The sequence below is a fragment of the Pseudomonas hamedanensis genome (assembly GCF_014268595.2).
Lineage (GTDB): Bacteria > Pseudomonadota > Gammaproteobacteria > Pseudomonadales > Pseudomonadaceae > Aquipseudomonas > Aquipseudomonas hamedanensis.
In genome coordinates this window covers 5,625,001-5,647,039 of sequence record NZ_CP077091.1, presented here as the reverse complement: position 1 = coordinate 5,647,039, position 22,039 = coordinate 5,625,001, and the positions used below count along the sequence as shown (strand labels likewise).

General features: G+C 60.2%; 23 protein-coding genes. 15 read left to right on the top strand and 8 right to left on the bottom strand.

Annotated elements, in window-relative coordinates; genetic code table 11:
• Positions 1-5: 5 nt before the first annotated feature.
• A complete protein-coding gene (gluQRS, locus tag HU739_RS24730; protein WP_186546914.1) occupies positions 6-902 on the bottom strand; it encodes a tRNA glutamyl-Q(34) synthetase GluQRS in 897 nt (298 codons plus the stop codon).
• A 216-nt stretch (positions 903-1,118) separates the two neighbouring features.
• A complete protein-coding gene (gene dksA / locus HU739_RS24725; protein WP_101157646.1) occupies positions 1,119-1,562 on the bottom strand; it encodes an RNA polymerase-binding protein DksA in 444 nt (147 codons plus the stop codon).
• Positions 1,563-1,893: 331 nt separating this feature from the next.
• Here dksA and HU739_RS24720 point away from each other — a divergent pair, with 331 nt between their 5' ends.
• Both HU739_RS24720 and sfsA read left to right on the top strand, forming a co-directional pair.
• On the top strand, positions 1,894-3,063 hold the full coding sequence (locus HU739_RS24720) for a pyridoxal phosphate-dependent aminotransferase (protein ID WP_186546915.1): 1,170 nt from the start codon (positions 1,894-1,896) through the stop codon (positions 3,061-3,063).
• Complete coding sequence (sfsA, locus tag HU739_RS24715; protein WP_186546916.1) at positions 3,063-3,776, top strand: DNA/RNA nuclease SfsA; 714 nt, start codon at positions 3,063-3,065, stop codon at positions 3,774-3,776. Before HU739_RS24720 ends, sfsA begins: the two co-directional genes overlap by 1 nt.
• Here the strand turns inward: sfsA and HU739_RS24710 are convergent.
• Complete coding sequence (locus HU739_RS24710) at positions 3,773-4,090, bottom strand: Rieske (2Fe-2S) protein (protein WP_186546917.1); 318 nt, start codon at positions 4,088-4,090, stop codon at positions 3,773-3,775. The genes sfsA and HU739_RS24710 overlap by 4 nt on opposite strands.
• Positions 4,091-4,253: 163 nt before the next feature.
• Between HU739_RS24710 and HU739_RS24705 the strand changes: the two genes are divergently transcribed.
• The 4 genes from HU739_RS24705 to HU739_RS24690 are packed head-to-tail and all read left to right on the top strand — an operon-like array spanning position 4,254 to position 7,800.
• Positions 4,254-5,126 (top strand): heme/hemin ABC transporter substrate-binding protein, encoded by an 873-nt coding sequence (locus tag HU739_RS24705; protein ID WP_186546918.1) that lies wholly within the window; start codon positions 4,254-4,256, stop codon positions 5,124-5,126.
• A gap of 50 nt (positions 5,127-5,176) precedes the next feature.
• Positions 5,177-6,160 (top strand): FecCD family ABC transporter permease, encoded by a 984-nt coding sequence (locus HU739_RS24700; RefSeq protein ID WP_186546937.1) that lies wholly within the window; start codon positions 5,177-5,179, stop codon positions 6,158-6,160.
• Positions 6,161-6,204: 44 nt separating this feature from the next.
• Entirely contained in the window at positions 6,205-6,927 is a 723-nt protein-coding gene (locus HU739_RS24695) for a heme ABC transporter ATP-binding protein (protein WP_407681968.1), read from the top strand.
• Between the two features lie 21 nt (positions 6,928-6,948).
• Positions 6,949-7,800 carry a ChaN family lipoprotein gene (locus tag HU739_RS24690; protein WP_186546920.1) on the top strand — a complete coding sequence of 284 codons (852 nt, stop codon included), beginning with the start codon at positions 6,949-6,951 and terminating at the stop codon, positions 7,798-7,800.
• 233 nt (positions 7,801-8,033) lie between these two features.
• Here the strand turns inward: HU739_RS24690 and HU739_RS24685 are convergent, their stop codons facing one another.
• The 4 genes from HU739_RS24685 to HU739_RS24670 all read right to left on the bottom strand — a co-directional run bounded on the left by HU739_RS24685 (position 8,034) and on the right by HU739_RS24670 (position 11,394).
• Entirely contained in the window at positions 8,034-8,828 is a 795-nt protein-coding gene (locus tag HU739_RS24685) for a Crp/Fnr family transcriptional regulator (RefSeq protein ID WP_186546921.1), read from the bottom strand.
• Between the two features lie 15 nt (positions 8,829-8,843).
• The gene (locus HU739_RS24680; RefSeq protein ID WP_064392505.1) at positions 8,844-9,116 is read right to left on the bottom strand and encodes a TfoX/Sxy family protein; all 273 of its coding nucleotides are present in this window, start codon (positions 9,114-9,116) and stop codon (positions 8,844-8,846) included.
• 285 nt (positions 9,117-9,401) lie between these two features.
• Positions 9,402-9,746, bottom strand: a complete 345-nt coding sequence (locus tag HU739_RS24675; RefSeq protein WP_186546922.1) for a pentapeptide repeat-containing protein — start codon at positions 9,744-9,746, stop codon at positions 9,402-9,404.
• A gap of 91 nt (positions 9,747-9,837) precedes the next feature.
• The gene (locus tag HU739_RS24670) at positions 9,838-11,394 is read right to left on the bottom strand and encodes a bifunctional aminoglycoside phosphotransferase/ATP-binding protein (protein WP_186546923.1); all 1,557 of its coding nucleotides are present in this window, start codon (positions 11,392-11,394) and stop codon (positions 9,838-9,840) included.
• Between the two features lie 117 nt (positions 11,395-11,511).
• On the opposite strand from HU739_RS24670, the gene mrcB reads away from it, so the two are divergent.
• The 3 genes from mrcB to HU739_RS24655 are packed head-to-tail and all read left to right on the top strand — an operon-like array spanning position 11,512 to position 14,949.
• Positions 11,512-13,836, top strand: coding sequence for a penicillin-binding protein 1B (gene mrcB / locus HU739_RS24665; RefSeq protein WP_186546924.1), 2,325 nt, complete (start codon positions 11,512-11,514; stop codon positions 13,834-13,836).
• A 16-nt stretch (positions 13,837-13,852) separates the two neighbouring features.
• The gene (locus HU739_RS24660) at positions 13,853-14,602 is read left to right on the top strand and encodes a hypothetical protein (protein WP_186546925.1); all 750 of its coding nucleotides are present in this window, start codon (positions 13,853-13,855) and stop codon (positions 14,600-14,602) included.
• The gene (locus HU739_RS24655) at positions 14,602-14,949 is read left to right on the top strand and encodes a YqcC family protein (RefSeq protein ID WP_186546926.1); all 348 of its coding nucleotides are present in this window, start codon (positions 14,602-14,604) and stop codon (positions 14,947-14,949) included. The genes HU739_RS24660 and HU739_RS24655 overlap by 1 nt, the downstream gene beginning before the upstream one ends.
• Before the next feature lie 102 nt (positions 14,950-15,051).
• Here the strand turns inward: HU739_RS24655 and HU739_RS24650 are convergent, their stop codons facing one another.
• Positions 15,052-15,468, bottom strand: a complete 417-nt coding sequence (locus HU739_RS24650; RefSeq protein WP_186546927.1) for a DUF4124 domain-containing protein — start codon at positions 15,466-15,468, stop codon at positions 15,052-15,054.
• Between the two features lie 398 nt (positions 15,469-15,866).
• Here HU739_RS24650 and HU739_RS24645 point away from each other — a divergent pair, with 398 nt between their 5' ends.
• The 6 genes from HU739_RS24645 to msrQ all read left to right on the top strand — a co-directional run bounded on the left by HU739_RS24645 (position 15,867) and on the right by msrQ (position 21,855).
• Positions 15,867-17,591 carry an acetolactate synthase 3 large subunit gene (locus tag HU739_RS24645; protein WP_186546928.1) on the top strand — a complete coding sequence of 575 codons (1,725 nt, stop codon included), beginning with the start codon at positions 15,867-15,869 and terminating at the stop codon, positions 17,589-17,591.
• 2 nt (positions 17,592-17,593) lie between these two features.
• Positions 17,594-18,085, top strand: a complete 492-nt coding sequence (gene ilvN, locus HU739_RS24640; RefSeq protein WP_003176102.1) for an acetolactate synthase small subunit — start codon at positions 17,594-17,596, stop codon at positions 18,083-18,085.
• A gap of 46 nt (positions 18,086-18,131) precedes the next feature.
• Complete coding sequence (gene ilvC, locus HU739_RS24635; RefSeq protein ID WP_003228216.1) at positions 18,132-19,148, top strand: ketol-acid reductoisomerase; 1,017 nt, start codon at positions 18,132-18,134, stop codon at positions 19,146-19,148.
• A 149-nt stretch (positions 19,149-19,297) separates the two neighbouring features.
• Positions 19,298-20,155, top strand: coding sequence for a CDP-diacylglycerol--serine O-phosphatidyltransferase (gene pssA / locus HU739_RS24630; RefSeq protein WP_186546929.1), 858 nt, complete (start codon positions 19,298-19,300; stop codon positions 20,153-20,155).
• Positions 20,156-20,218: 63 nt separating this feature from the next.
• On the top strand, positions 20,219-21,232 hold the full coding sequence (gene msrP / locus HU739_RS24625) for a protein-methionine-sulfoxide reductase catalytic subunit MsrP (protein WP_186546930.1): 1,014 nt from the start codon (positions 20,219-20,221) through the stop codon (positions 21,230-21,232).
• Positions 21,232-21,855, top strand: coding sequence for a protein-methionine-sulfoxide reductase heme-binding subunit MsrQ (msrQ, locus tag HU739_RS24620; protein ID WP_186546931.1), 624 nt, complete (start codon positions 21,232-21,234; stop codon positions 21,853-21,855). Before msrP ends, msrQ begins: the two co-directional genes overlap by 1 nt.
• Positions 21,856-22,039: the final 184 nt, after the last annotated feature.

The window sequence follows — 22,039 nt, the reverse complement described above, 5'->3', positions numbered from 1 at the left end:
TGTCGTCATTGCAGTTGCGCTTCAGGCAGCGTCAGTGTGCGTGGAATCTTGTCCGCATCCCAATGAGTGCTGCCCCAGGCGAGCAGTTCGTGCGGCGAAGCGCAGGCCAGTTCGCTGCCGGGTTTTTGCCCCAGTGCGCGCAGGGCACGCAGCAGCAACGGCGTGGCTTGATCGGCTTCGAGCGGCGGTGAACGGTAGGACTTGCCGAGCTTGTTGCCGTCGGGCTGGGTGATCAGCGGCAGGTGCAGGTAGCGCGGTTGTTTCAGGCCCAGCAGCTCTTGCAGATACAACTGGCGGGGCGTCGAGTCGAGCAGGTCGGCGCCGCGCACGATGTCGGTGATGCCTTGCCAGGCATCGTCGAGCACCACGGCGAGTTGATAAGCGTAGAGGCCGTCGCGGCGGCGGATCACGAAGTCGCCAACGTCACGGCCCAGATGCTGGCGGAATTCGCCCTGCACGCGGTCGATGAAGTGGTATTCCAGTTCCGGCACGCGCAGACGGATCGCCGCATCTTGCTGGTCATGGCCGGCGTTGCGGCAAAAGCCGGGATAAATCCCGTGATACGGCTCAAGTTGTTTGCGCGAACAGGTGCAGGCGTAAGCCAGACCGTGATTGAACAGGCTGTCGAGCACTTCGGCATAGGCCGCGTGCCGCTCGCTCTGGCGCACCATTTCGCCGTCCCATTCGAAGCCGTAACTTTCCAGGGCCTTGAGAATCGCCGCTTGCGCACCGGGCTCTTCGCGCGGCGGATCAAGGTCTTCCATGCGCACCAGCCATTGGCCGCCCACCGATCGGGCATCGAGGTAGGAGGCCAGCGCAGCGACCAGCGAACCGAAGTGCAGGTGGCCACTGGGGGTGGGGGCGAAACGGCCGATGTAGGCGGGGGAGGTTTTGGCGGTCATGAGAGAAAATACAATTTTTTCGGGATTCGGCACATTACCTCTGTGGGAGGGGGCTTGCTCCCGAAGGCGGCTATTCAGACACCTTTGATGTCGAATGACACGCCGCATTCGGGAGCAAGCCCCCTCCCACAAAGGCAGTCAAGAGGCGGGGCGGCAGGCAAACCGCACAAACAAAAACGGAGCGTTCGCACGCTCCGTTTGCTGTTCAGGCCGAAATTACTTGCCGACCTGCTTTTCCTTGATTTCCGCCAGGGTCTTGCAGTCGATGCACAGATCCGCTGTTGGACGGGCTTCGAGGCGCTTGACGCCGATCTCGATGCCGCAGGACTCGCACCAGCCGTACTCTTCGTCTTCGATCAGTTGCAGGGTCTTGTCGATTTTCTTGATCAGCTTGCGCTCGCGGTCGCGGGCGCGCAGTTCGAGGGCGAACTCTTCTTCCTGGCTGGCACGGTCGGCCGGGTCAGGGAAGTTGGCCGCTTCGTCTTTCATGTGATCAACCGTACGGTCGACTTCCTGCATCAAGTCCAGTTTCCACTTGTTCAGGATCTTGGTGAAATGCGCGCGCATCGGAGCGCCCATGTACTCTTCACCCGCCTTCGGAACGTAAGGTTCGAAGCCGCTGATCGTCGCTTGCTGCTGTTGCTTTGCTTGGGTGGACATGAAATAGACCGCCTCTACTCTTGTAATCCATTGCGCAGGAAGCTCCATCACCGACACCTGCCGGCCCTGCGGCTGCAAGCGGGCGAACTTACCAGATCAATTCAGCCGGCGCTACTCCCGGATGTCGAGGCCCCGGCGGGTGGCGCTTGCAGATGTTTGGCAAGTCGTGTCTGGTGGGATGCAGACCTGTTCAATCAGTGATTTTAGTCAATCCTGGAGCGAACGCTCATCTCGTTACAGTCCAGTGTTCTTGAGGCTGTGACCGCTGCGGGTTCTCGCTCGTTCCGGTAGATGGGTAGAATCGACTCTTTTTTCCGTCGAAGGCAATCCAATGGCCCCCTACAGTGCGCGCAGTCGTGCGATCGAACCGTTCCATGTAATGGCGCTGCTGGCGCGGGCCAACGAACTGCAGGCCGACGGTCACGATGTGATTCACCTGGAAATCGGCGAGCCGGACTTCACCACTGCCGAGCCGATCATTCGCGCCGGACAAGCCGCGTTGACCGCGGGCAAGACCCGTTACACCGCGGCGCGCGGCATTCCTGAGCTGCGTGAGGCGATTTCCGGGTTTTACCAGTCGCGCTATGGCTTGAATATCGATCCGCGCCGGATCCTGATCACGCCCGGTGGTTCTGGCGCGCTGCTGCTCGCGAGCGCGTTATTGGTCGATCCCGGCAAGCACTGGCTGCTGGCGGATCCGGGCTATCCGTGTAACCGGCACTTTTTGCGTCTGGTTGAAGGTGCGGCGCAGTTGGTGCCGGTCGGGCCGGACGTGCGCTATCAACTGACCCCGGACCTCGTCGAGCGGCACTGGGACCATGACAGTGTCGGCGCGCTGGTCGCCTCGCCGGCCAACCCGACCGGGACGATTCTGACCCGTGCCGAGCTGGCCGGGTTATCCACAGCCATCCAGGCGCGGCACGGCCATTTGGTGGTGGATGAGATCTACCACGGTCTGACGTACGGCACCGATGCCGCCAGCGTGCTCGAAGTCGATGACAATGCGTTTGTCCTGAACAGTTTTTCCAAGTACTTCGGTATGACCGGCTGGCGTCTCGGCTGGCTGGTGGCGCCGGACGCGGCGGTCGGCGAACTGGAAAAACTTGCACAAAACCTCTACATCAGCGCGCCGAGCATGGCGCAGCACGCGGCTCTGGCCTGTTTTGAGCCCGATACGCTGACGATTCTCGAGGAACGCCGCGCTGAATTCGGCCGCCGACGGGATTTCCTCCTGCCGGCGTTGCGCGAGCTGGGCTTCAACATTGCCGTCGAGCCTGAAGGCGCTTTCTATCTTTATGCCGATATCAGCCAGTTTGGCGGCGATGCCTTCGCGTTCTGCCAACATTTCCTCGAAACAGAACACGTGGCCTTCACCCCAGGCCTGGATTTTGGCCGCTATCAGGCCAGCCACCATGTGCGGTTCGCCTACACGCAAAACCTTGCGCGCTTGCAGGAAGCGGTGGAGCGCATCGCCCGGGGTTTGAAGAGCTGGCAAAACTGATGCGTTTTTATCCACCGCTGGAACAGGCGCGGCTGATCCGCCGTTACAAGCGCTTTCTCGCTGACATCGAAACCGTCAGCGGCGAATTGCTGACCATCCACTGCCAGAACACCGGTTCGATGCTCAATTGCCAGGTCGAGGGCGGGCAAGTCTGGTTCAGTCGCTCCAACGACCCGAAACGCAAATTGCCCGGCACTTGGGAAATCGGCGAAACCCCACAGGGGCGCTTGTTTTGCGTGAACACCGGGCGCGCCAACGGACTGGTCGAGGAAGCGTTGCAGGCCGGCGTCATTACCGAATTGGCCGGGTTTACCGCTTTGAAGCGGGAAGTGGCTTATGGGCAGGAAAAGAGCCGCATCGATTTCCGCCTCGAATACCCCAGTGGCCCGGCTTATATCGAAGTGAAAAGCGTCACGCTGGGCTTCGACGGTACGGCCGTGGCCGCGTTTCCCGATGCGGTGACCCAGCGCGGCGCCAAGCATTTGCGTGAGCTGGCGCATCTGGCACGGGACGGGATCCGCGCGGTGCAGTTGTATTGCGTCAATCTCACCGGGATTGAGGCCGTGCGTCCGGCCAGGGAAATCGACTCGGCCTACGCCGATGCGCTTCTCGAAGCGGTCGCTTGTGGCGTCGAGGTGCTGGCGTATGGCGTGCGCCTGGATCATCAAGAGATGGTCATTGATCGCCGTCTCGACGTATTGCTCAACGGTTAAACGTCGATCCACAGCCCTTGCGCATCTTCGCGGCAGACAATCGCCGTCAACGCTTGCCCGGCGCAGGGGCCGGCGACGCATTCACCGTCCTCGATCAGAAACAGGGCGCCGTGGGTGGCGCACTGGATCAGACTGTTGCTCGGATCGAGAAACTGGTCGGGTTGCCATTCCAGCCCGACGCCTCGGTGCGGGCAGCGGTTGAGGTAGACATAGGCCTGCCCGCCACGTCGCACGGCAAACAGCTTTTTCCCGTCGATATCGAAACCGCGACTACCGGCCTCGACCAGATCGACCCCGGCGCAGAGAAACTTCATGGCTATCCTCAAGTGTCCGCTCGTGTCTGGATATGTCCGAGCTTGACGTTTAAATGCAAACAATTATCAAATGGCGGCCTTCTCCCACGGGGATCGGGCAGAGGCCGAGGATACTTGGCCTGTCGTCCGGATGCCCGGGAAACCTTATTCAAGGAAGCTGTGTATGCGCCTGAGTGCTCGCGTTGCTGTGCTGTGTGTCGGCCTGTTTGTCAGCCACCAGGCCGCAGCGGCGGATTTGCCGCAACGCTGGGTCAGTGCCGGCGGCGCGTTGTCGGAATGGGTCAGCGCGCTGGGCGGCGAATCGAAACTGGTGGGTGTCGACACCACCAGCCAGCATCCGCAATCGCTGAAGGCACTGCCGAGCATCGGTTATCAGCGCAGCCTGTCCGCGGAGGGCATCTTGAGCCTGCGCCCGGACATTCTGATCGGCACGGAGGAAATGGGCCCGCCGCCGGTGCTTGCACAGGTGAAAGCGGCCAAGGTGCAGGTGCAGTTGTTCTCGGCCGAGCCTGACCTGCCAACGCTGGAAAATACGCTGACGCAACTCGGGCAACTGCTCGGTGCGGAACAACAGGCGGCGCGGTTGCTGCAAACGTATCAACAGCAACTCGCTGCGCAAAAGGCGCGAGTCGCTCAAGCGCAAACTCGACAGAAAGCCCCGGGCGTTCTGCTGTTGCTCGGGCATGCCGGCGGCAAGCCATTGATCGCCGGCAAGGACACCGCGGCCGATTGGCTGCTGCAACAGGCGGGCGGGCATAACCTGGCGACGCACACCGGCTACAAGGCGTTTTCGGTAGAGGCACTCGCCGGTCTTGATCCGCAAGTGCTGGTTTTTGCTGACCGGGCACTCACCGGTGAGGCGGCAAAAGCTGCGCTGTTCAAGGAAAACCCGATCCTTGCCGGCAGTCGTGCGGCCAAGGCCGGGCGCGTGCTGGAGCTGGATCCGACGTTGCTGGTCGGCGGGCTTGGACCGCGTCTGCCGGCAGCGTTGAAAACCTTGTCGGACAGTTTCTATCCGGCCAAGAGCGACCAATGACCAGATTGGTCAAACCTCGCGCGCTGTTTATCGGCCTGGCGCTCCTGTGTTTGCTGGCGATCTGGCTGTCACTGGCGCTGGGACCGGTCAGCCTGCCGCTGTTCGATACGCTGCGCGCGGCATTGCGCATGCTCGGCGTGCCGCTGGCGCCGGAAGGTCTGGAGCAGGCTGAGTTGATCGTCGGGCAGATTCGTCTGCCGCGTACGTTGCTCGGGCTGGCGGTTGGCGGGGTGCTGGCGTTGTCCGGCGTGGCGATGCAGGGACTGTTTCGCAATCCGCTGGCGGACCCGGGGCTGGTCGGGGTGTCCAGTGGTGCGGCGCTGGGTGCTGCGGTGGCGATTGTCGGCGGCTCTTTTTTTGGCGGTTTGCCGGAAGCGTTCGGCCCCTATTTATTGTCGGTGTGCGCATTTCTCGGCGGGCTTGGTGTAACGGCGCTGGTTTATCGGCTCGGCCGGCGTAATGGTCAGACCCATGTGGCGACCATGCTCCTGGCGGGCATCGCGCTGACGGCACTGGCCGGTTCGGCGGTCGGGCTGTTCACGTATCTGGCCGACGATGCGACGTTGCGCACGCTGACGTTCTGGAACCTTGGCAGCCTTAATGGCGCCAGTTACGCGCGGCTGTGGCCATTGCTGATCATCAGCGCTGCGGTGGCAGCGTGGCTGCCGCGCCGGGCCAAGGCACTCAATGCCTTGCTGCTGGGTGAATCCGAGGCCGGGCATCTGGGCATCGATGTCGAGCGGCTCAAGCGCGAGTTGGTGTTCTGCACCGCGCTGGGTGTCGGCGCGGCCGTGGCGGCGGCGGGGATGATCGGTTTTGTCGGGCTGGTGGTGCCGCATCTGGTGCGCTTGTTGTCCGGTCCCGATCATCGCGTGTTGCTCCCGGCCTCGGTGCTGGCGGGCGCGAGCCTGCTGTTGCTGGCCGATCTGGTGGCGCGTCTGGCGCTGGCGCCGGCGGAGTTGCCGATCGGTATCGTCACGGCGTTTATCGGTGCGCCGTTCTTTCTTTACCTGCTGCTGCGAGGGCGAGCCTGATGTTGCGCGCCGACCATCTGCACGTTCAGCGTGGCCGCAAGGTTGTGCTCAGTGACGTCACGCTCCAGCTCGAACCGGGCGAAGTGCTTGGCGTACTCGGGCCGAACGGTGCCGGTAAAAGTACCTTGCTCGCAGCCTTGTGCGGTGAGTTGGCGCCCAGCTCAGGCGCGGTCTGCCTCGATGGGCACGGGTTGAATCATTGGAACGGCACACAGCGGGCGCAGCGTCTGGCGGTGCTGCCGCAGGCATCGACGCTGGATTTCGCCTTTCGTGTCGAGGAAGTGGTCGGCATGGGCCGGTTGCCTTATCAGAGCGGTCGGGTGCGCGATGACGAGATTATCGCCGCCGCGCTGGCCGCGGCAGACGCCGGGCACCTGAGCGGCCGCAGTTATCTGGCGTTGTCGGGTGGCGAGCGCCAGCGCGTGCATCTGGCGCGGGTGCTGGCCCAGCTCTGGCCGGGGCAGGCGGGGCAAACGCTACTGCTGGATGAGCCGACGTCGATGCTCGACCCGCTGCATCAGCACACGACCTTGCACGCGGTGCGCGAGTTTGCCGGCCGTGGCGCGGCGGTGCTGGTCATCCTGCATGATTTGAATCTGGCGGCGCGTTATTGTAATCGGGTCTTGCTGCTTGAAGCTGGGCGCCCGGTAGCGCTGGACACGCCTGAGCGAGTGTTGCGCCCGGATTCGCTCAAGGCCGTGTTCGGGCTGGACGTGTTGGTGCAACCGCACCCGGAGCGCGGGCATCCGCTGATCATCGCCCGCTGACTGGAATGTCGAGGAGATTGCATGCGCCGGATGTGGCTGTTGGCGGTGGTGTGGCTTACCGGGTGCCAGCATGTTGTTGCGCCGCCGCCCGTCGACGGCGAGATTCGCGATTTGCGCAGCGGCCAGGTGCTGACGGCGCAAGCGCTGATTCAGCGCCTGGCCAGCTCCGAGCGAGTGATTGTCGGCGAGCAGCATGACAATGCCGAGCACCACGCGGTGCAGTTATGGCTGTTGCAGGCGCTGGGTGAGCAGCGCGCGCAAGGCAGTCTGTTGCTGGAAATGCTTACGCCCGATCAACAGCCCAGGATCGCCAGGTTGCGCCAGTCCGCCGCGCTCCCTGCCGATCTTCCTGCTGCCTTGGCTTGGCAGGAAGGCTGGGACTGGAAGCTTTACGGGCCGATTGTGCGATTCGCGCTCGCACAACCGTATCCGCTGCTGGCGGCAAATCTTGATAACGCCGAGGTCCGTAGCGTCTATCGCAATCCACCCGCTTTGAGCGGCCCGCTCAGCAATGCTGAGGCGGTGAAGGCGACGTTGCTGGAGCAAGTCAGCGATTCCCACTGTGGTCTGCTGCCCGAGTCGCAAATGCCGGCGATGCTTGCTGTTCAGCAACAGCGCGACCGGCGCATGGCCGAACAGCTGATGGCGGCGCCGCATCCTTCGGTTCTGTTGGCCGGTGCATGGCACGCCCGTAAGGATGTCGGCGTGCCGCTGCACATGCTCGACCTGGGCGCCGCGCAGGCCCCGAGCGTGCTGATGCTGGCCGAGCGGGGCGCCGAAGTCACGCAGGCGATGGCCGATTACGTCTGGTACACCGCTGCCATGCCAGCGCAGGATTATTGTGCACAGATGCGTCAACAGTTGGTCCGATGACTTTTCCGCAGGCAAAAAAAGACCCGGTAAAAACCGGGTCAAATAACCGTGATTAGCCTGATGAGGAGATAATCTGAGAGTCCGAACCAAGGGCTTTTCAGAATATCGACTGATCTCGCGACCAGTTGTGATAATCATAGCGATTCTCATTATCGAGTCAACAACTGATTCCGTATTTATTTGTTTCAGGCGTTGAAGTCGCCCGTCATCCCGCGAAAACCTGGGGATCGGTATTACCGATCGAGCGGTGCCGTTTGCGTGAGTTGCCGGTTCAATTGGCCGATGCGCCGCGCCATGCTCTCGATCAGGCTGTGGGCGATCTTCGGGTTGGTGCGGGTCATGCTCAAAAAATGATCGCCGGGAATCAGCATGACGGTACTCGGCTCGCGAGCGACGACCGTGGCATTGCGTGGCTCGCCCGTGAACAGCGCCATGGCGCCGAAGATCTCGTCCTTAAGCACCTCACCGACCTTGTGCCCGTCCACAAACGCCTCGGCGTGCCCATCGATGATCACAAACACATGATCGGCGGCGTCCCCCTGATGGATCAGGGTTTCCCCGGCTTCTACCCGTTTGAAACCGTGGGTACTGCGAAATTCTCGGGGCTTGAGGTCAGCGACGGCATGGGCCAGAAGTCCCATCTGTCCCAGCAGATATTGCAAAAACTGCTCGCAACGGCCGCTGTCGGCAAACAAGTGCAGTAACACCTCGCTGCGTCTGTAGGGCAGCAAGCGCAATGGTCCCTCTGCGCACAAGCGGCAGTCGGCCCACGCCTCACCTTGCTGGAGACCAATCAGATCGCCTTCCTGCCAATAAAACAGCACCCGCGTGCCGATACCGCCGTTGATCACGCCGTCCTCCAGCAGAAACAACTGGTCGGCGGGCAACTGCGCCATCAGGTCTTCTGTTGCCTGCAGTTCGAGCAATGGCCCGCACGGTGTCAGACCCAGCAGCCATTGCGCGGGCATGTTCTGCAAACGATTGATCAAGGCATCGGCGTGCGCCGATTGTTCCCCCAGTACATACATGACGACAATGCCCGCTCAATTCTTGTGGCGTGAAGAGATGGCGTCGAGCTGCTTGTTCAGGGCGTCCTTGCGTTCGGCGGGGATGTCGTTCCAGTGCACATCCATCAGCGCGCCTTCGATCGCATACAACAACACCTTCGATGCACGAAACCCACGGGTACGCACGGCCCGATAGGCGTCCACCGCGCCCAGGCGCCGCAAGTCCGAGGCGCTGTGGATGCCCACGGCATGCAGCCATTGCGCCGACGTCTTGCCAAGATTTTTCAGGTGTTGCAGTTCATCATTCATCAAGCCTCCTTGCGACGGCCGAATGGAGCGTGGGCGAGCTTCTCAGGAGTGTAGCCATCAGTAGGAAAAGCGTGGTTGTTTGGTCGGATTCGACGCAAATGCTTCTAAGAAAGGGAGGAAAGATCTGCGAACGCAGAAGGGCGTGGCGTAACACATATAACAGTAGGAGTGAGCCTGCTCGCGATGACGGACTGACAGACAGCACATTTGCTGAATGTTAAACCGCTATCGCGAGCAGGCTCACTCCTACATGGGGGGGGTAGTGTCAGGTGCTGAACATGAATCTCAGCGCGTGCGATACCGCAACCGCGTGCCGAAATTCATCGACATGAGAATCTCGTCCGCGCTCAGCTCCGGCGGGAAGTACGCACCGGAAATCTGTGCGTGGGCCAGGCTGGCGCCTTCGAGCGAAGCCTTACGGAAATCGATGCCGCGCAGATCGGCGGAGCGAAAGTAGGCGTCCCGGAAATCCACGCCATCGGCGTTCAGTTCACGCAGGTCGAGGCCACGGAAGTCGCCGCCGACCATGTCAATCGGGCCGTCCTGTGGACGCTCCTTGTTGAAACCGGCGATGTCATCTTTGTGCAGCAAGGCATACAGCGGGGTGTCGAGAAGTTTCGGCTGGCTCATGTCAGATCACCTGTTGGTTTTATGGCGCCAGTATAGTGCCACTATTTGGCGGCCGTGAAGCGAGCGAGGGCTTCACGGCCGAAATAGTTTCTTACAGACCTGGCAGGCGCTGACGGATCTGCGCGACCACGGTGTCCAGCGTGCCGGATTCATTGGTCTGCACGCGTTTGCTCCGGAGGATTTCTTCCGGCGTCAGCGCTTCGCGGTTGGCCTGCTGCGCCGCGATCACTGCCAGGGTGGCGTCGGACGGATCCTTTTGATCGGCCTGACGCAGCGCCAGCCAGCTCTCGATGACCGCTTGTGGGGCGTTGCAGTCGAGAATCAGGAACGGCGTGCCGGTGGCCTCGGCGATTTTTGCAGCGCTGTCACGTTGCTCTCGCTTGAGGTAAGTGGCATCAATCACTACCGGGAAACCGGCGTGCAGGATCACTTCGGCGATTTCATGCAGACGCGCGTAGGTCGCGGCGCTGGCCTCGGCGCTGTAAATGCCGGCCTGCACGTCATTGGCAACGGTCTGTTCACCGAACAGGCGCTTGCGCTCGACGTCGGAACGCAGACGAATCGCGCCCAGCGCTTCGACCAGGCGCATCGCCACATGGCTCTTGCCGACCGCGGAGACGCCGTGGGTGATCGCCATGAAGCGCGAAGGAATGGTGCTGTAGCTTTCCGCGAGGTTGGCATAGTTGCGGTACTGGCGCAGGGTAGTGGCGCGCTGCACCGCCGTCGCGTCCGCCGGCATGCTGAACAAGGCCACCTTGGCGCGCACCAACGCGCGGTAGGCTTTATAGAAGTTCAACACTTCCAGGCCCTGGTAGTCGCCGGTCAGTTCCAGATACTGGCTGATGAAACGCCGGGCCAGCGATTTCAGTCCGCGGTCTTCCAGGTCCATCGCCAGGAACGCAGTGTCGGCGTAGACGTCGGTGAAGCGGAAGGGTTCGTTGAATTCGATGCAGTCGAAAATCACCACCTTGTCATCGATCACGGTGGCGTTGCCCAAATGAATGTCGCCGTGGCATTCACGGGTGAAACCGTCAGCCTTGCGCTGGGCGAGCAGTGGCTTGAGGCGCTCGAAGCTGCTTTCGGCCCAGGCTTGCAAGGCTTCAAGTTGCAGCAAGTCGTTCTTGTCGCTGAGGAACGGCAGGATCTGTTCGAAATTCTGTCGGACCGGCGCCATCACGCTGTCCGGGGTGCCGGCGTCGTGTTCGGCCGGGACTTTTGGTGCGTTGAGGTGGAAGTGCGCAATCTGCTCGGCCATCGCATCAATGTGCTGAGTGGTCAGCTCGCCGTTGGCCTGAAGGGTGCTGAGCAAACCGGTCTGTGGGAACTGACGCATCTTCAGCACGTATTCGATGGCCGGGCCGTCGCCGCCCAGTAACGGTGCTTCGACGCTGCCGGTGACTGGCAACACTTCCAGATACAAATCATCGGTCAGGCGCTGATTCAGGCGCAGCTCTTCAGCGCAGAAATGCGCGCGGGCGTCCAGGCCGGTAAAGTCGAGGAAGCCGAAATTCACCGGTTTTTTCACTTTATAGGCAAAGGGCCCGGTGAGAATGACCCACGAAATATGGGTTTCGATGACCTGAAACCCTTCGACGGGATGCGGGTAGAGGGCCGGGTTTTGCAGGGCAGCGATCAGGGACTGGCTCACGGGCGATCCTTCAGAGACGGGGGAGATTCGAGGCGGCCATTATGGCTGCTTGCCCGCCTGACGCAAACCTCGGAGCGTGCCTGTTGAGGATCAATAAAGTGCGTATAATCCGCCGCCATGACTCGATCCCGATCCCCCCGTACCAAGAAAAAACCACCAGCCAAGGGCATGAACCCGTGGTTGAGCTGGGCCATTAAACTCAGTCTGGTCGGCCTTGTAGTGCTGGCCGGCTTCGCCGTCTACCTCGATGCCGTGGTGCAAGAGAAGTTCTCCGGCAAGCGCTGGACCATTCCGGCCAAGGTCTACGCGCGCCCGCTTGAGCTGTTTGTCGGACAGAAGCTCAGCAAGGACGATTTCCTCACCGAACTCGACGCCCTCGGCTATCGCCGCGAAGCCGTGAGCAACGGTCCCGGCGCCGCCGCCGTCAGCGGCAATACGGTCGATCTGAATACCCGTGGCTTCCAGTTCTACGAAGGCCTGGAAAAAGCCCAGCCGGTGCGGGTGCGTTTCTCCGGTGATTACGTGGCGGAGCTGTCGGCGACCAACGGCTCGAAATTGTCGGTGGTGCGTCTGGAGCCGCTGCTGATCGGTGGCATCTACCCCAAGAATCTTGAAGACCGCATCTTGATCAAGCTCGATCAGGTGCCGCCTTACCTGCTCGAAACCCTGGTCGCCGTCGAAGACCGCGACTTCTATAGCCATTGGGGTGTGTCGCCGAAGTCGATTGCCCGTGCGGTGTGGATCAACACCTCCGGCGGCAAGATGACCCAGGGCGGCAGTACGCTGACCCAGCAACTGGTGAAAAACTTCTACCTGACCAGCGAACGCAGCCTGAGCCGCAAGCTCACCGAAGCAATGATGGCGATGTTGCTGGAGCTGCATTACGACAAGAAGGAAATTCTTGAGGCTTACCTCAATGAAGTCTTCGTCGGTCAGGACGGGCAGCGTGCGGTGCACGGTTTCGGTCTGGCCAGCCAGTTCTTCTTCGGCCAGCCCTTGTCCGAATTGAAGCTGCATCAGGTTGCGTTGCTGGTCGGCATGGTCAAAGGTCCGTCCTATTACAACCCGCGACGCAACCCGGAACGTGCCCTTGAACGGCGTAACCTGGTACTCGACGTGCTTGAGCAGCAAGGCGTGGCCACTGCGGAGCAAGTCGAAGCGGCGAAAAAAATGCCGCTGGGCGTGACGACCCGCGGCAAGCTCGCCGACAGCTCTTTCCCCGGCTTTATCGATCTGGTCAAACGTCAGTTGCGTGAAGACTATCGTGACGAAGACTTGACCGAAGAAGGCCTGCGCATCTTCACCAGTTTCGATCCGATTCTGCAGATGAAGGCCGAGGCCTCGGTCAACGACACCTTCAAGCGTCTGGCCGGGCGCAAGGGTTCCGATGACGTGGAAGCGGCAATGGTCGTGACCAACCCGGAAACCGGTGAAGTCCAGGCAATGATCGGCAGCCGTCAGGCCAGCTACGCCGGTTTCAACCGTGCGCTGGATGCCGTCCGGCCGATTGGCTCGTTGATCAAACCCGCGGTGTATCTGACCGCGCTGGAAAAACCGAGCCAGTACACGCTGACCAGTTGGCTGTCGGACGATCCGCTGTCGGTCAAGGGGGCCAACGGTCAGGTGTGGAAGCCGCAGAACTACGATCGTCGCTCCCATGGCACGGTGTTTCTCTACCAGGGCCTGGCGCATTCCTACAACCTGTCGACCTCGCGCCTGGGCCTGGAAGTCGGCGTGCCGAATGTGCTCAAGACCCTCGCTCGCCTGGGCGTGACGCGTGAGTTTCCGGCGTTCCCGTCGATGCTGCTGGGTGCGGGTGGCATGACCCCGATCGAAGTGGCGACGATGTACCAGACCCTAGCCAATGGCGGTTTCAACACGCCGATGCGCGGGATTCGCAGCGTACTGACCGCCGATGGCGAGCCGCTCAAGCGTTATCCGTTCCAGATCGAACAGCGTTTCGATCCGGCCTCCATTTACCTGATCCAGAACGCCATGCAGCGGGTGATGCGTGAAGGTACCGGCAGTTCGGTTTATAACGTGCTGCCCAAGACCCTGACGCTGGCGGGCAAGACCGGTACCAGTAACGACTCGCGCGACAGTTGGTTCGCCGGCTTCAGTCAGGATCTGCTGGCGGTGGTCTGGCTCGGGCGCGATGACAACGGCAAGACGCCGTTCACCGGGGCGACCGGTGCGTTGCAAGTCTGGAGCAGTTTCATGCGCAAGGCCGATCCGCTGCCGCTGGACATGCCGCAGCCGGACAACGTCGTCCAGGCCTGGGTCGATTCACGTACCGGTCAAGGCTCTGACGCCAACTGCCCGGGCGCCGTACAGATGCCGTATATTCGCGGCAGCGAACCGCCACCCGGCGCCGCGTGTGCGAGCGAAACGCCCGCTTCCGGCGAGTCGGTGATGGATTGGGTCAAGGGCTGGATGAATTAAGCAAAGAGGGCTTCAAGTGAACAAGTGGTTGATTCCAGCGGTGACCGCCGTGGCTTTGCTCAGCGGCTGCTCTACCGTACAGCGTGGTTCGATTCCGGTGGTCGACTCCGGTACCGCCGTGTCCAACAGCGAACGCATTTCGGCCAACGGCGGTTTCCGTCAAACGACGGTGAAGCGTCCGGTACAGGGCCAGACTCAGGCGATTCCTCAGGGCGATACCGGTGTCGTGGTCATGGTGCCTGGTGGTGGTGCGACCACTTCGGCGCCGATCAGCACTTCGCCGATCGTCCCAGGCCCGGCATCCGGCGGCATTACGCCTGGTCCGTATAACCCTTTGGCGGTGGACTCTGCGCCGGTCAATTCGGGCAGCTACAGTATGCCGTCGTCGCCTAGTGGCATCCCTTCGGCCAGCAGTGGCGGTGGCCTGTCAGCGGATGAACAGCTGGACGGCCCGGTGCTCGCCCTGTTGACCACCGCGCAACAGCAGCAGGCCGGTGGCGACCTCAACGGTGCGTCGTCCAGTCTGGAACGTGCCCAGCGTGTCGCCCCGCGCGAGCCGCAAGTGCTTTATCGCTTGGCGCAAGTACGTATGGCCCAGGGCGATGCGCCGCAGGCCGAGCAATTCGCCCGTCGTGCACTGACCATGGCCAACGGCCGCCCGGATCTGCAAGCCAGCCTGTGGGACATCATCGCTCAGGCCCGTGAGAAGCAAGGCGATTCCGCCGGCGCCGCACTGGCCCGTCAGAAGGCCAAGGTTTCGCTGTGATGGATGCGCGTTTCCCGAAAATCGCCGATCAGCTGTTGCTGATCGAGCGTGAACTACGTACCCAGGGCTGGTGGGATGAGATCCCGCCGTCGGCTGAAGCACTCAGCAGTGTCGAGCCGTTTTCGGTCGACACGCTGGACTTCGAGCAATGGCTGCAATGGATCCTCCTGCCACGCATGAAGATGATCCTCGAACAGGATCTGCCGTTGCCGAACGCCTCGGGGATTCAGGAAATGGCTGAAATGGTATTTGCCCAGCGCAATCTTGGCGGCAAGGATCGTCAGTTGCAGGTGCTGCTTAAAGAGTTTGACCTGCTGATCACTGCTTCACGCAGAACGCGACTGTAGGACCTGACGAGTGCAACGAGGCTGCGATTTTTTGATCTTGCTCTTCCAACAAGTCAAAAGATCGCAGCCTTCGGCAGCTCCTACACAGCTCCTTCGCAGCGATTACGAGCAATTCTCGGCAATCTGCTTCTTCGCTTCGACAATGCGCTCCTGACGTTGCGCGTCGTCAAGGCGCCGCAAGTCACCCTCGACCTCTTCACGCAACCGCGGATTGTTCTGCAGTTGCGCCAGATTCGTGCGTGCCTGTTCGCAAAATGCCTTGAGCTGCGCCTGCTGTTCGGCGACCTGTTTCTTGACCTTGTCATCGATGGTTTTCTGATCACCGATTACCCCGCCGCCCGACATCGGCGCTGGTTTTGGCGCGGGTGAGGAGGGCGTTTGCACGGTGGTGGACGGTTGCCCCTGAGGCGGCTGCGCATCGAAATGCGTGACACCCTGGGCGTCGACCCATTTGTAGATTTGAGCGGCCGAGCACCAAGGGCTGAGGCCGACTAACAGAGTCAGGAGGAGCGTTCGCATGCTGATTCCTTGCTGAAAATGCGCAATTGACGCTAACAGAGTAGCGCTTTTCAGGTTTTTTCTTGCGTTCTCATGTGCTTACCCACAATTAACCACACAGACGACTTGACTTGCAGAGGGCGAAACAGAAGAATCCAAAGTCCGCTGTAGAGGGACTGCCAGAAGCAGACCCACTCGGTAGATCATGAGGCGCACATCCGCGCCGACCTGTTACACCCGCAACGCGTTACCTCGCGCTGGGTGGGAAAGGCCCGCAACACTTGGGACGATCCCAATACTTGCTCAGTCAGTGCTGACGTAGTCGGCGACCACCGTCGCTCATGCTCTGCCGAGAAGTAAACCTATTAAGACCCGCCCCTTTTTGTGGACGGTATTCTGGCGTTTTAGAGGTGAACAACGTGGAGCTTTTATCTGGCGGTGAGATGCTCGTCCGCTTTTTGCGTGACGAAGGCGTCAAATACATCTACGGGTACCCGGGTGGTGCTCTCCTGCATGTTTACGATGCCCTGTTCAAAGAACCGGAAGTGACTCACATCCTGGTTCGTCACGAACAAGCGGCAACCCATATGGCTGACGGCTACGCCCGTGCCACCGGTAAAGCCGGCGTGGTACTGGTGACATCAGGTCCTGGCGCCACAAACGCCATCACCGGTATCGCCACCGCCTATATGGACTCGATTCCAATGGTGATCATTTCCGGTCAGGTGCCCAGCACCATGGTCGGCACCGACGCGTTCCAGGAAACCGACATGATCGGTATCTCCCGGCCGATCGTGAAGCACAGCTTCATGATCAAGCACGCTTCGGAAATCCCGGAAGTCATGAAGAAGGCATTCTACCTGGCGCAATCCGGTCGCCCGGGCCCGGTCGTGGTCGATATCCCGAAAGACATGACCAACCCGGCCGAGAAGTTCGAATACATCTTCCCGAAAAAAGCCAAGCTGCGTTCCTACAGCCCGGCCGTTCGCGGTCACTCCGGGCAAATCCGCAAGGCGGCCGAAATGCTGCTGGCGGCCAAGCGCCCAGTGCTCTACTCGGGTGGCGGCGTGATCCTCGGCAACGGTTCCGCACCGCTGACCGAACTGGCCAAAATGCTCAATCTGCCGGTGACCAACACCTTGATGGGCCTGGGCGGTTTCCCTGGCACTGACCGTCAGTTCATCGGCATGCTCGGCATGCACGGCAGCTACACCGCCAACCTGGCGATGCACCATGCCGATGTGATCCTGGCCGTCGGCGCGCGCTTCGACGATCGCGTGATCAACGGCCCGGCGAAATTCTGCCCGAACGCCAAGATCATCCACATCGATATCGACCCGGCGTCAATCTCCAAGACCATCAAGGCCGACGTGCCAATCGTCGGTCCGGTCGAGAGCGTCCTGACCGAAATGGTCGCAATCCTCAAGGAAATCGGCGAGACCCCGAACAAGGAGTCCGTGGCCAGCTGGTGGAAGCAGGTTGATGAATGGCGTGGCGATCGTGGCCTGTTCCCTTATGAAAAGGGCGACGGCAGCAAGATCAAGCCGCAGACCGTGATCGAGACCCTCTGCGAAGTGACCAAGGGCGACGCTTTTGTGACCTCTGACGTCGGTCAGCACCAGATGTTCGCGGCGCAGTACTACACGTTCAACAAGCCTAATCGCTGGATCAACTCCGGTGGCCTGGGCACGATGGGCTTTGGTCTGCCAGCCGCAATGGGCATCAAGCTGAGCTTCCCCGACGACGACGTTGCCTGCGTCACCGGTGAAGGCAGTATCCAGATGAACATCCAGGAGCTGTCGACCTGCTTGCAGTATGGCTTGCCGGTGAAAATCGTCATCCTCAACAACGGTGTGCTGGGCATGGTTCGCCAGTGGCAGGACATGAGCTACGGCAGCCGTCACTCGCACTCCTACATGGAATCGCTGCCTGACTTCATCAAGCTGGCTGAAGCTTACGGCCACGTTGGCGTACGCATCACCGAATCGAAAGATTTGAAGGCGAAGATGGCCGAAGCGTTCGCCATGAAGGATCGGCTGGTGATCATCGATGTTTCGGTCGACACCAGCGAGCACGTCTACCCGATGCAGATCAAAGACGGCTCCATGCGCGATATGTGGCTGAGCAAGACGGAGCGTACCTAATCATGCGGCACATTATTTCCTTGCTTCTGGAAAACGAACCCGGCGCTCTGTCTCGCGTAGTCGGCCTGTTCTCGCAGCGCAACTACAACATCGAAAGCCTGACCGTGGCCCCGACCGAAGACCCGACCCTGTCGCGTCTGACGCTGACCACCGTGGGTCACGATGAGGTCATCGAGCAGATCACCAAAAACCTGAACAAGCTGATCGAAGTGGTCAAGCTGGTGGACCTGTCGGAAAGCGCTCACATCGAACGCGAACTGATGCTGGTCAAGGTCAAGGCCACTGGCGCCCAGCGCGCCGAGATCAAACGCACCACCGATATCTACCGTGGACAGATCGTCGATGTCAGCGCCAGCGTGTATACCGTTCAATTGACCGGTACCAGCGACAAGCTCGACAGCTTCATTCAGTCCATCGGCACCGCTTCGATTCTGGAAACCGTCCGTAGCGGCGTGACCGGCATTGCCCGCGGCGACAAAGTACTCAGCATCTAAACCAAATTAGCGCATGGCCTGAACGGCCGGATATAAGGGGAAATTCATGAAAGTTTTCTACGATAAAGACTGCGACCTGTCGATCATCCAGGGCAAGAAAGTTGCCATCATCGGTTACGGCTCCCAGGGTCACGCTCAAGCGTGCAACCTGAAAGACTCCGGTGTCGACGTTACCGTCGGTCTGCGTAAAGGTTCGGCCACCGTTGCCAAAGCCGAAGCTCACGGCCTGAAAGTGACTGACGTTGCTTCTGCTGTGGCGGCTGCCGACCTGGTCATGATTTTGACCCCGGACGAATTCCAGTCCTCGCTGTACAAGAACGAAATCGAGCCGAACATCAAGAAAGGCGCCACCCTGGCCTTCTCCCACGGCTTCGCGATCCACTACAACCAGGTTGTTCCGCGTGCCGACCTCGACGTGATCATGATCGCGCCGAAAGCTCCGGGTCACACCGTGCGTTCCGAATTCGTCAAGGGCGGCGGTATCCCTGACTTGATCGCGATCTATCAGGACGCCTCGGGCAACGCGAAGAACGTTGCACTGTCCTACGCCGCTGGCGTTGGTGGCGGCCGTACCGGCATCATCGAAACCACCTTCAAGGACGAGACTGAAACCGACCTGTTCGGCGAACAAGCCGTTCTGTGCGGCGGCACCGTTGAGCTGGTCAAAGCCGGTTTCGAAACCCTGGTTGAAGCTGGCTACGCGCCGGAAATGGCCTACTTCGAATGCCTGCACGAACTGAAGCTGATCGTTGACCTCATGTACGAAGGCGGTATCGCCAACATGAACTACTCGATCTCCAACAACGCCGAGTACGGCGAGTACGTGACCGGTCCGGAAGTCATCAACGCCGAGTCCCGTCAGGCCATGCGCAACGCCCTGAAACGTATTCAGGACGGCGAATACGCCAAAATGTTCATCAGCGAAGGTGCAACCGGCTACCCTTCGATGACCGCCAAGCGTCGTAACAACGCCGCTCACGGTATCGAAATCATCGGCGAGCAACTGCGCTCCATGATGCCGTGGATCGGTGCCAACAAGATCGTCGACAAAGCCAAAAACTGAGTCAGCGTCCCTTGTATGAAAAAACGCGGCCCTGGCCGCGTTTTTTCGTTTGAGACGGCGGTTCTGGTATAAAGCTGCATCGTTTGTGGCCGAACTGTCGTCCTCAAGCCTCTGTCGAATTTTTTCCACACCGTTGCAAGGTAATGTCCATGAGCGAACGTCCCGAAGAGCCGAACAAGGCTTCCGACGCCGAAAGCCTCCTGCCCATCGATGAACACATCGAAGAAGGGCACGACGCTGAAGGTCGTAAAGTCCGGCATCGTGGTATCTATCTGCTGCCGAACCTGTTCACCACCGCTAACCTGTTCGCAGGGTTCTATTCCATCATCAACTCGATGAGCGCCCAGGCGGCCTTGAGTGCCGGCGACTCGGCGAATGCGAGCAAGTACTTCGCGTTCGCCGCGATCGCGATTTTCGTTGCCATGGTGCTCGACGGCCTCGACGGTCGGGTTGCACGCATGACCAACACGCAAAGCGCGTTCGGCGCCGAATATGACTCCCTGTCAGACATGGTTGCTTTCGGCGTCGCGCCTGCATTGCTGGCTTTCGGCTGGGCATTGGGTGACATGGGCAAGGTCGGCTGGATGGTCGCCTTCATTTATGTAGCTGGCGCGGCGTTGCGTCTGGCGCGTTTCAACACTCAAGTGGGTACGGCAGACAAGCGCTACTTCATCGGTCTGGCCAGTCCGGCAGCTGCGGGTGTGGTGGCGGGTATCGTCTGGGCATTCAGCGACTATGGCATTCAGGGTTCGAAGATGTCGTTCCTGGTTGCGTTGATGGTGGCGGCGGCCGGCATGTTGATGGTCAGCAACATCAAGTACAACAGCTTCAAGGAGCTGGACTTGAAAGGGCGTGTGCCGTTCGTGGCGATCCTCGCCGTGGTGCTGGTCTTCGCGGTTGTGTTCAGCGATCCGCCGCGCATTCTGCTGCTGGTGTTCCTCGCCTACGCTGCTTCCGGCCCGGTGCAATACCTGTTGCGCCTTCGTCGTCACAAAAACGCCGAGTGATGTAATTTCCCGCATACTCCGCAGTCTATGGGTGCACCTGTCCTCCAAAGCTGCGGAGTTGTCATGTTGATCAAGATCCCCAAAGCATCTGACTGCCATGAGTCGGATGTCACGCCCGAATCCATCTATCTTTCCCGTCGCCAACTGCTCGGTGCTACCGCCGCCGGTATTGCTGTCAGCAGCCTGCCGCGTTGGGCCAGTGCCGCGGATCCTTCTCGTTACTCCGCTGTTGAACCGGGCAAAGCGCCGGCCTGGTTCGCCGAAAAGCTTCCTTCTACCCAGTGGGGCGCGGTCAGCGTCAAGGATGAGGCGATCACGCCTTATAAGGACGCTACTCACTACAACAACTTTTATGAGTTCGGTACCGACAAGGGCGACCCGGCGGCGAACGCCGGATCGCTGAAAACCGAACCGTGGAGCGTGGTGATAGACGGAGAGGTGGGTAAGCCGGGACGCTATGCGCTTGAAGATTTCATGAAGCCTTATCAACTTGAGGAACGTATCTATCGCCTGCGCTGTGTCGAGGCGTGGTCGATGGTCATCCCCTGGATCGGTTTTCCCATCTCGGCGTTGCTCAAGCAAGTCGAGCCGACCTCAAAGGCCAAATACATCCGCTTCGAAACCTTGCAGGATCCCAAGAGCATGCCCGGGCAGCGCTCCGGTTTTGCCTTGATTGATTGGCCCTATGTCGAAGGCTTGCGCCTGGACGAGGCAATGAACACGTTGGCCATCCTCGCTGTGGGCATGTATGGCCGGGAACTGCCGAATCAGAACGGCGCACCGCTGCGGTTGGTGGTGCCGTGGAAATATGGCTTTAAAAGCGTGAAGTCTATCGTGCGGATCAGCCTGGTCAGTGAGCAGCCGAAGACAACCTGGCAAAGCATCGCCGCGGATGAGTACGGCTTCTATGCCAATGTGAATCCGACGGTTGATCACCCGCGCTGGACCCAGGCGCGGGAGCGGCGATTGCCGAACAGTCTGTTCAAACCGAATGTGCGTGACACGCAAATGTTCAACGGCTACTCGGAAGAAGTCGCTTCTTTATATACAGGGCTCGATCTGCGGAAGAACTACTGATGCGTTATCCGTTCTGGCGAGTGGGCGTTTTCATTGCGGCGGCGATCTGGCCGTTGCTGTGGTTCTATCAGGCTTTTGCGGATTTGCTCGGGCCTGATCCGGGTAAGGTGCTGGTAGATCGGTTGGGGCTGGGGACGCTGGTATTGCTGTTGATCACGCTGAGCATGACCCCTTTGCAGAAACTGACCGGGTGGGCGGGGTGGATTGCCGTTCGCCGGCAGCTGGGGCTTTGGTGTTTTGCGTATGTGGTTCTGCACTTATGTAGCTATATGGCTTTTATCCTGGGGTTCGATTGGTCGCAGTTGGGGGTTGAGCTGCGCAAGCGTCCGTACATTATTGTCGGAGCGTTGGCTTTTCTGGGATTGTTGGCGCTGGCGGTGACTTCCAATCGCTACAGTCAGCGGCAATTGGGGATTCGCTGGAAAAAACTGCACCGGTTGGCCTATGTGATTCTGGGCTTGGGGTTGCTGCACATGCTGTGGATTGTGCGTGCCGATCTCAAGGAGTGGGCGATCTATGCCTTTATAGGCGGTGTGCTTCTGTTGTTGCGGGTGCCCCCCGTTACACGTCGAATCCCGCGTTTATTGGCTAAAAGGCAAAATCTTCAAGAAAAGCGAAATTAACGGTTGACGGCAGATTCTGGAAGTCTATAATTCGCCCCACTTCCGGCGCAGTCGAAACGGAAAACTCCTTGATATTCAAAGAGTTACGCAGTTTTCGACAGCGGCTTGCTTCAGATCATCGAAGCCTGGAAGGAGTTGGAATCGCAGTGATGTATAGCGCTTTCAACGGTTCGATCTTCTCGGT

Excerpts from the sequence above, each read along its gene's own strand:
- ilvC (WP_003228216.1), top strand. The coding sequence starts at position 18,132 with ATGAAAGTTTTCTACGATAAAGACTGCGACCTGTCGATCATCCAGGGC.
- pssA (WP_186546929.1), top strand. The coding sequence starts at position 19,298 with ATGAGCGAACGTCCCGAAGAGCCGAACAAGGCTTCCGACGCCGAAAGC.
- HU739_RS24680 (WP_064392505.1), bottom strand. The coding sequence starts at position 9,116 with ATGAATGATGAACTGCAACACCTGAAAAATCTTGGCAAGACGTCGGCG.
- HU739_RS24675 (WP_186546922.1), bottom strand. The coding sequence starts at position 9,746 with ATGAGCCAGCCGAAACTTCTCGACACCCCGCTGTATGCCTTGCTGCAC.
- HU739_RS24720 (WP_186546915.1), top strand. The coding sequence starts at position 1,894 with ATGGCCCCCTACAGTGCGCGCAGTCGTGCGATCGAACCGTTCCATGTA.
- HU739_RS24705 (WP_186546918.1), top strand. The coding sequence starts at position 4,254 with ATGCGCCTGAGTGCTCGCGTTGCTGTGCTGTGTGTCGGCCTGTTTGTC.
- HU739_RS24685 (WP_186546921.1), bottom strand. The coding sequence starts at position 8,828 with ATGTATGTACTGGGGGAACAATCGGCGCACGCCGATGCCTTGATCAAT.
- HU739_RS24690 (WP_186546920.1), top strand. The coding sequence starts at position 6,949 with ATGCGCCGGATGTGGCTGTTGGCGGTGGTGTGGCTTACCGGGTGCCAG.
- HU739_RS24650 (WP_186546927.1), bottom strand. The coding sequence starts at position 15,468 with ATGCGAACGCTCCTCCTGACTCTGTTAGTCGGCCTCAGCCCTTGGTGC.
- ilvN (WP_003176102.1), top strand. The coding sequence starts at position 17,594 with ATGCGGCACATTATTTCCTTGCTTCTGGAAAACGAACCCGGCGCTCTG.
- HU739_RS24710 (WP_186546917.1), bottom strand. The coding sequence starts at position 4,090 with ATGAAGTTTCTCTGCGCCGGGGTCGATCTGGTCGAGGCCGGTAGTCGC.
- msrQ (WP_186546931.1), top strand. The coding sequence starts at position 21,232 with ATGCGTTATCCGTTCTGGCGAGTGGGCGTTTTCATTGCGGCGGCGATC.
- sfsA (WP_186546916.1), top strand. The coding sequence starts at position 3,063 with ATGCGTTTTTATCCACCGCTGGAACAGGCGCGGCTGATCCGCCGTTAC.
- HU739_RS24655 (WP_186546926.1), top strand. The coding sequence starts at position 14,602 with ATGGATGCGCGTTTCCCGAAAATCGCCGATCAGCTGTTGCTGATCGAG.
- gluQRS (WP_186546914.1), bottom strand. The coding sequence starts at position 902 with ATGACCGCCAAAACCTCCCCCGCCTACATCGGCCGTTTCGCCCCCACC.
- dksA (WP_101157646.1), bottom strand. The coding sequence starts at position 1,562 with ATGTCCACCCAAGCAAAGCAACAGCAGCAAGCGACGATCAGCGGCTTC.
- mrcB (WP_186546924.1), top strand. The coding sequence starts at position 11,512 with ATGACTCGATCCCGATCCCCCCGTACCAAGAAAAAACCACCAGCCAAG.
- msrP (WP_186546930.1), top strand. The coding sequence starts at position 20,219 with ATGTTGATCAAGATCCCCAAAGCATCTGACTGCCATGAGTCGGATGTC.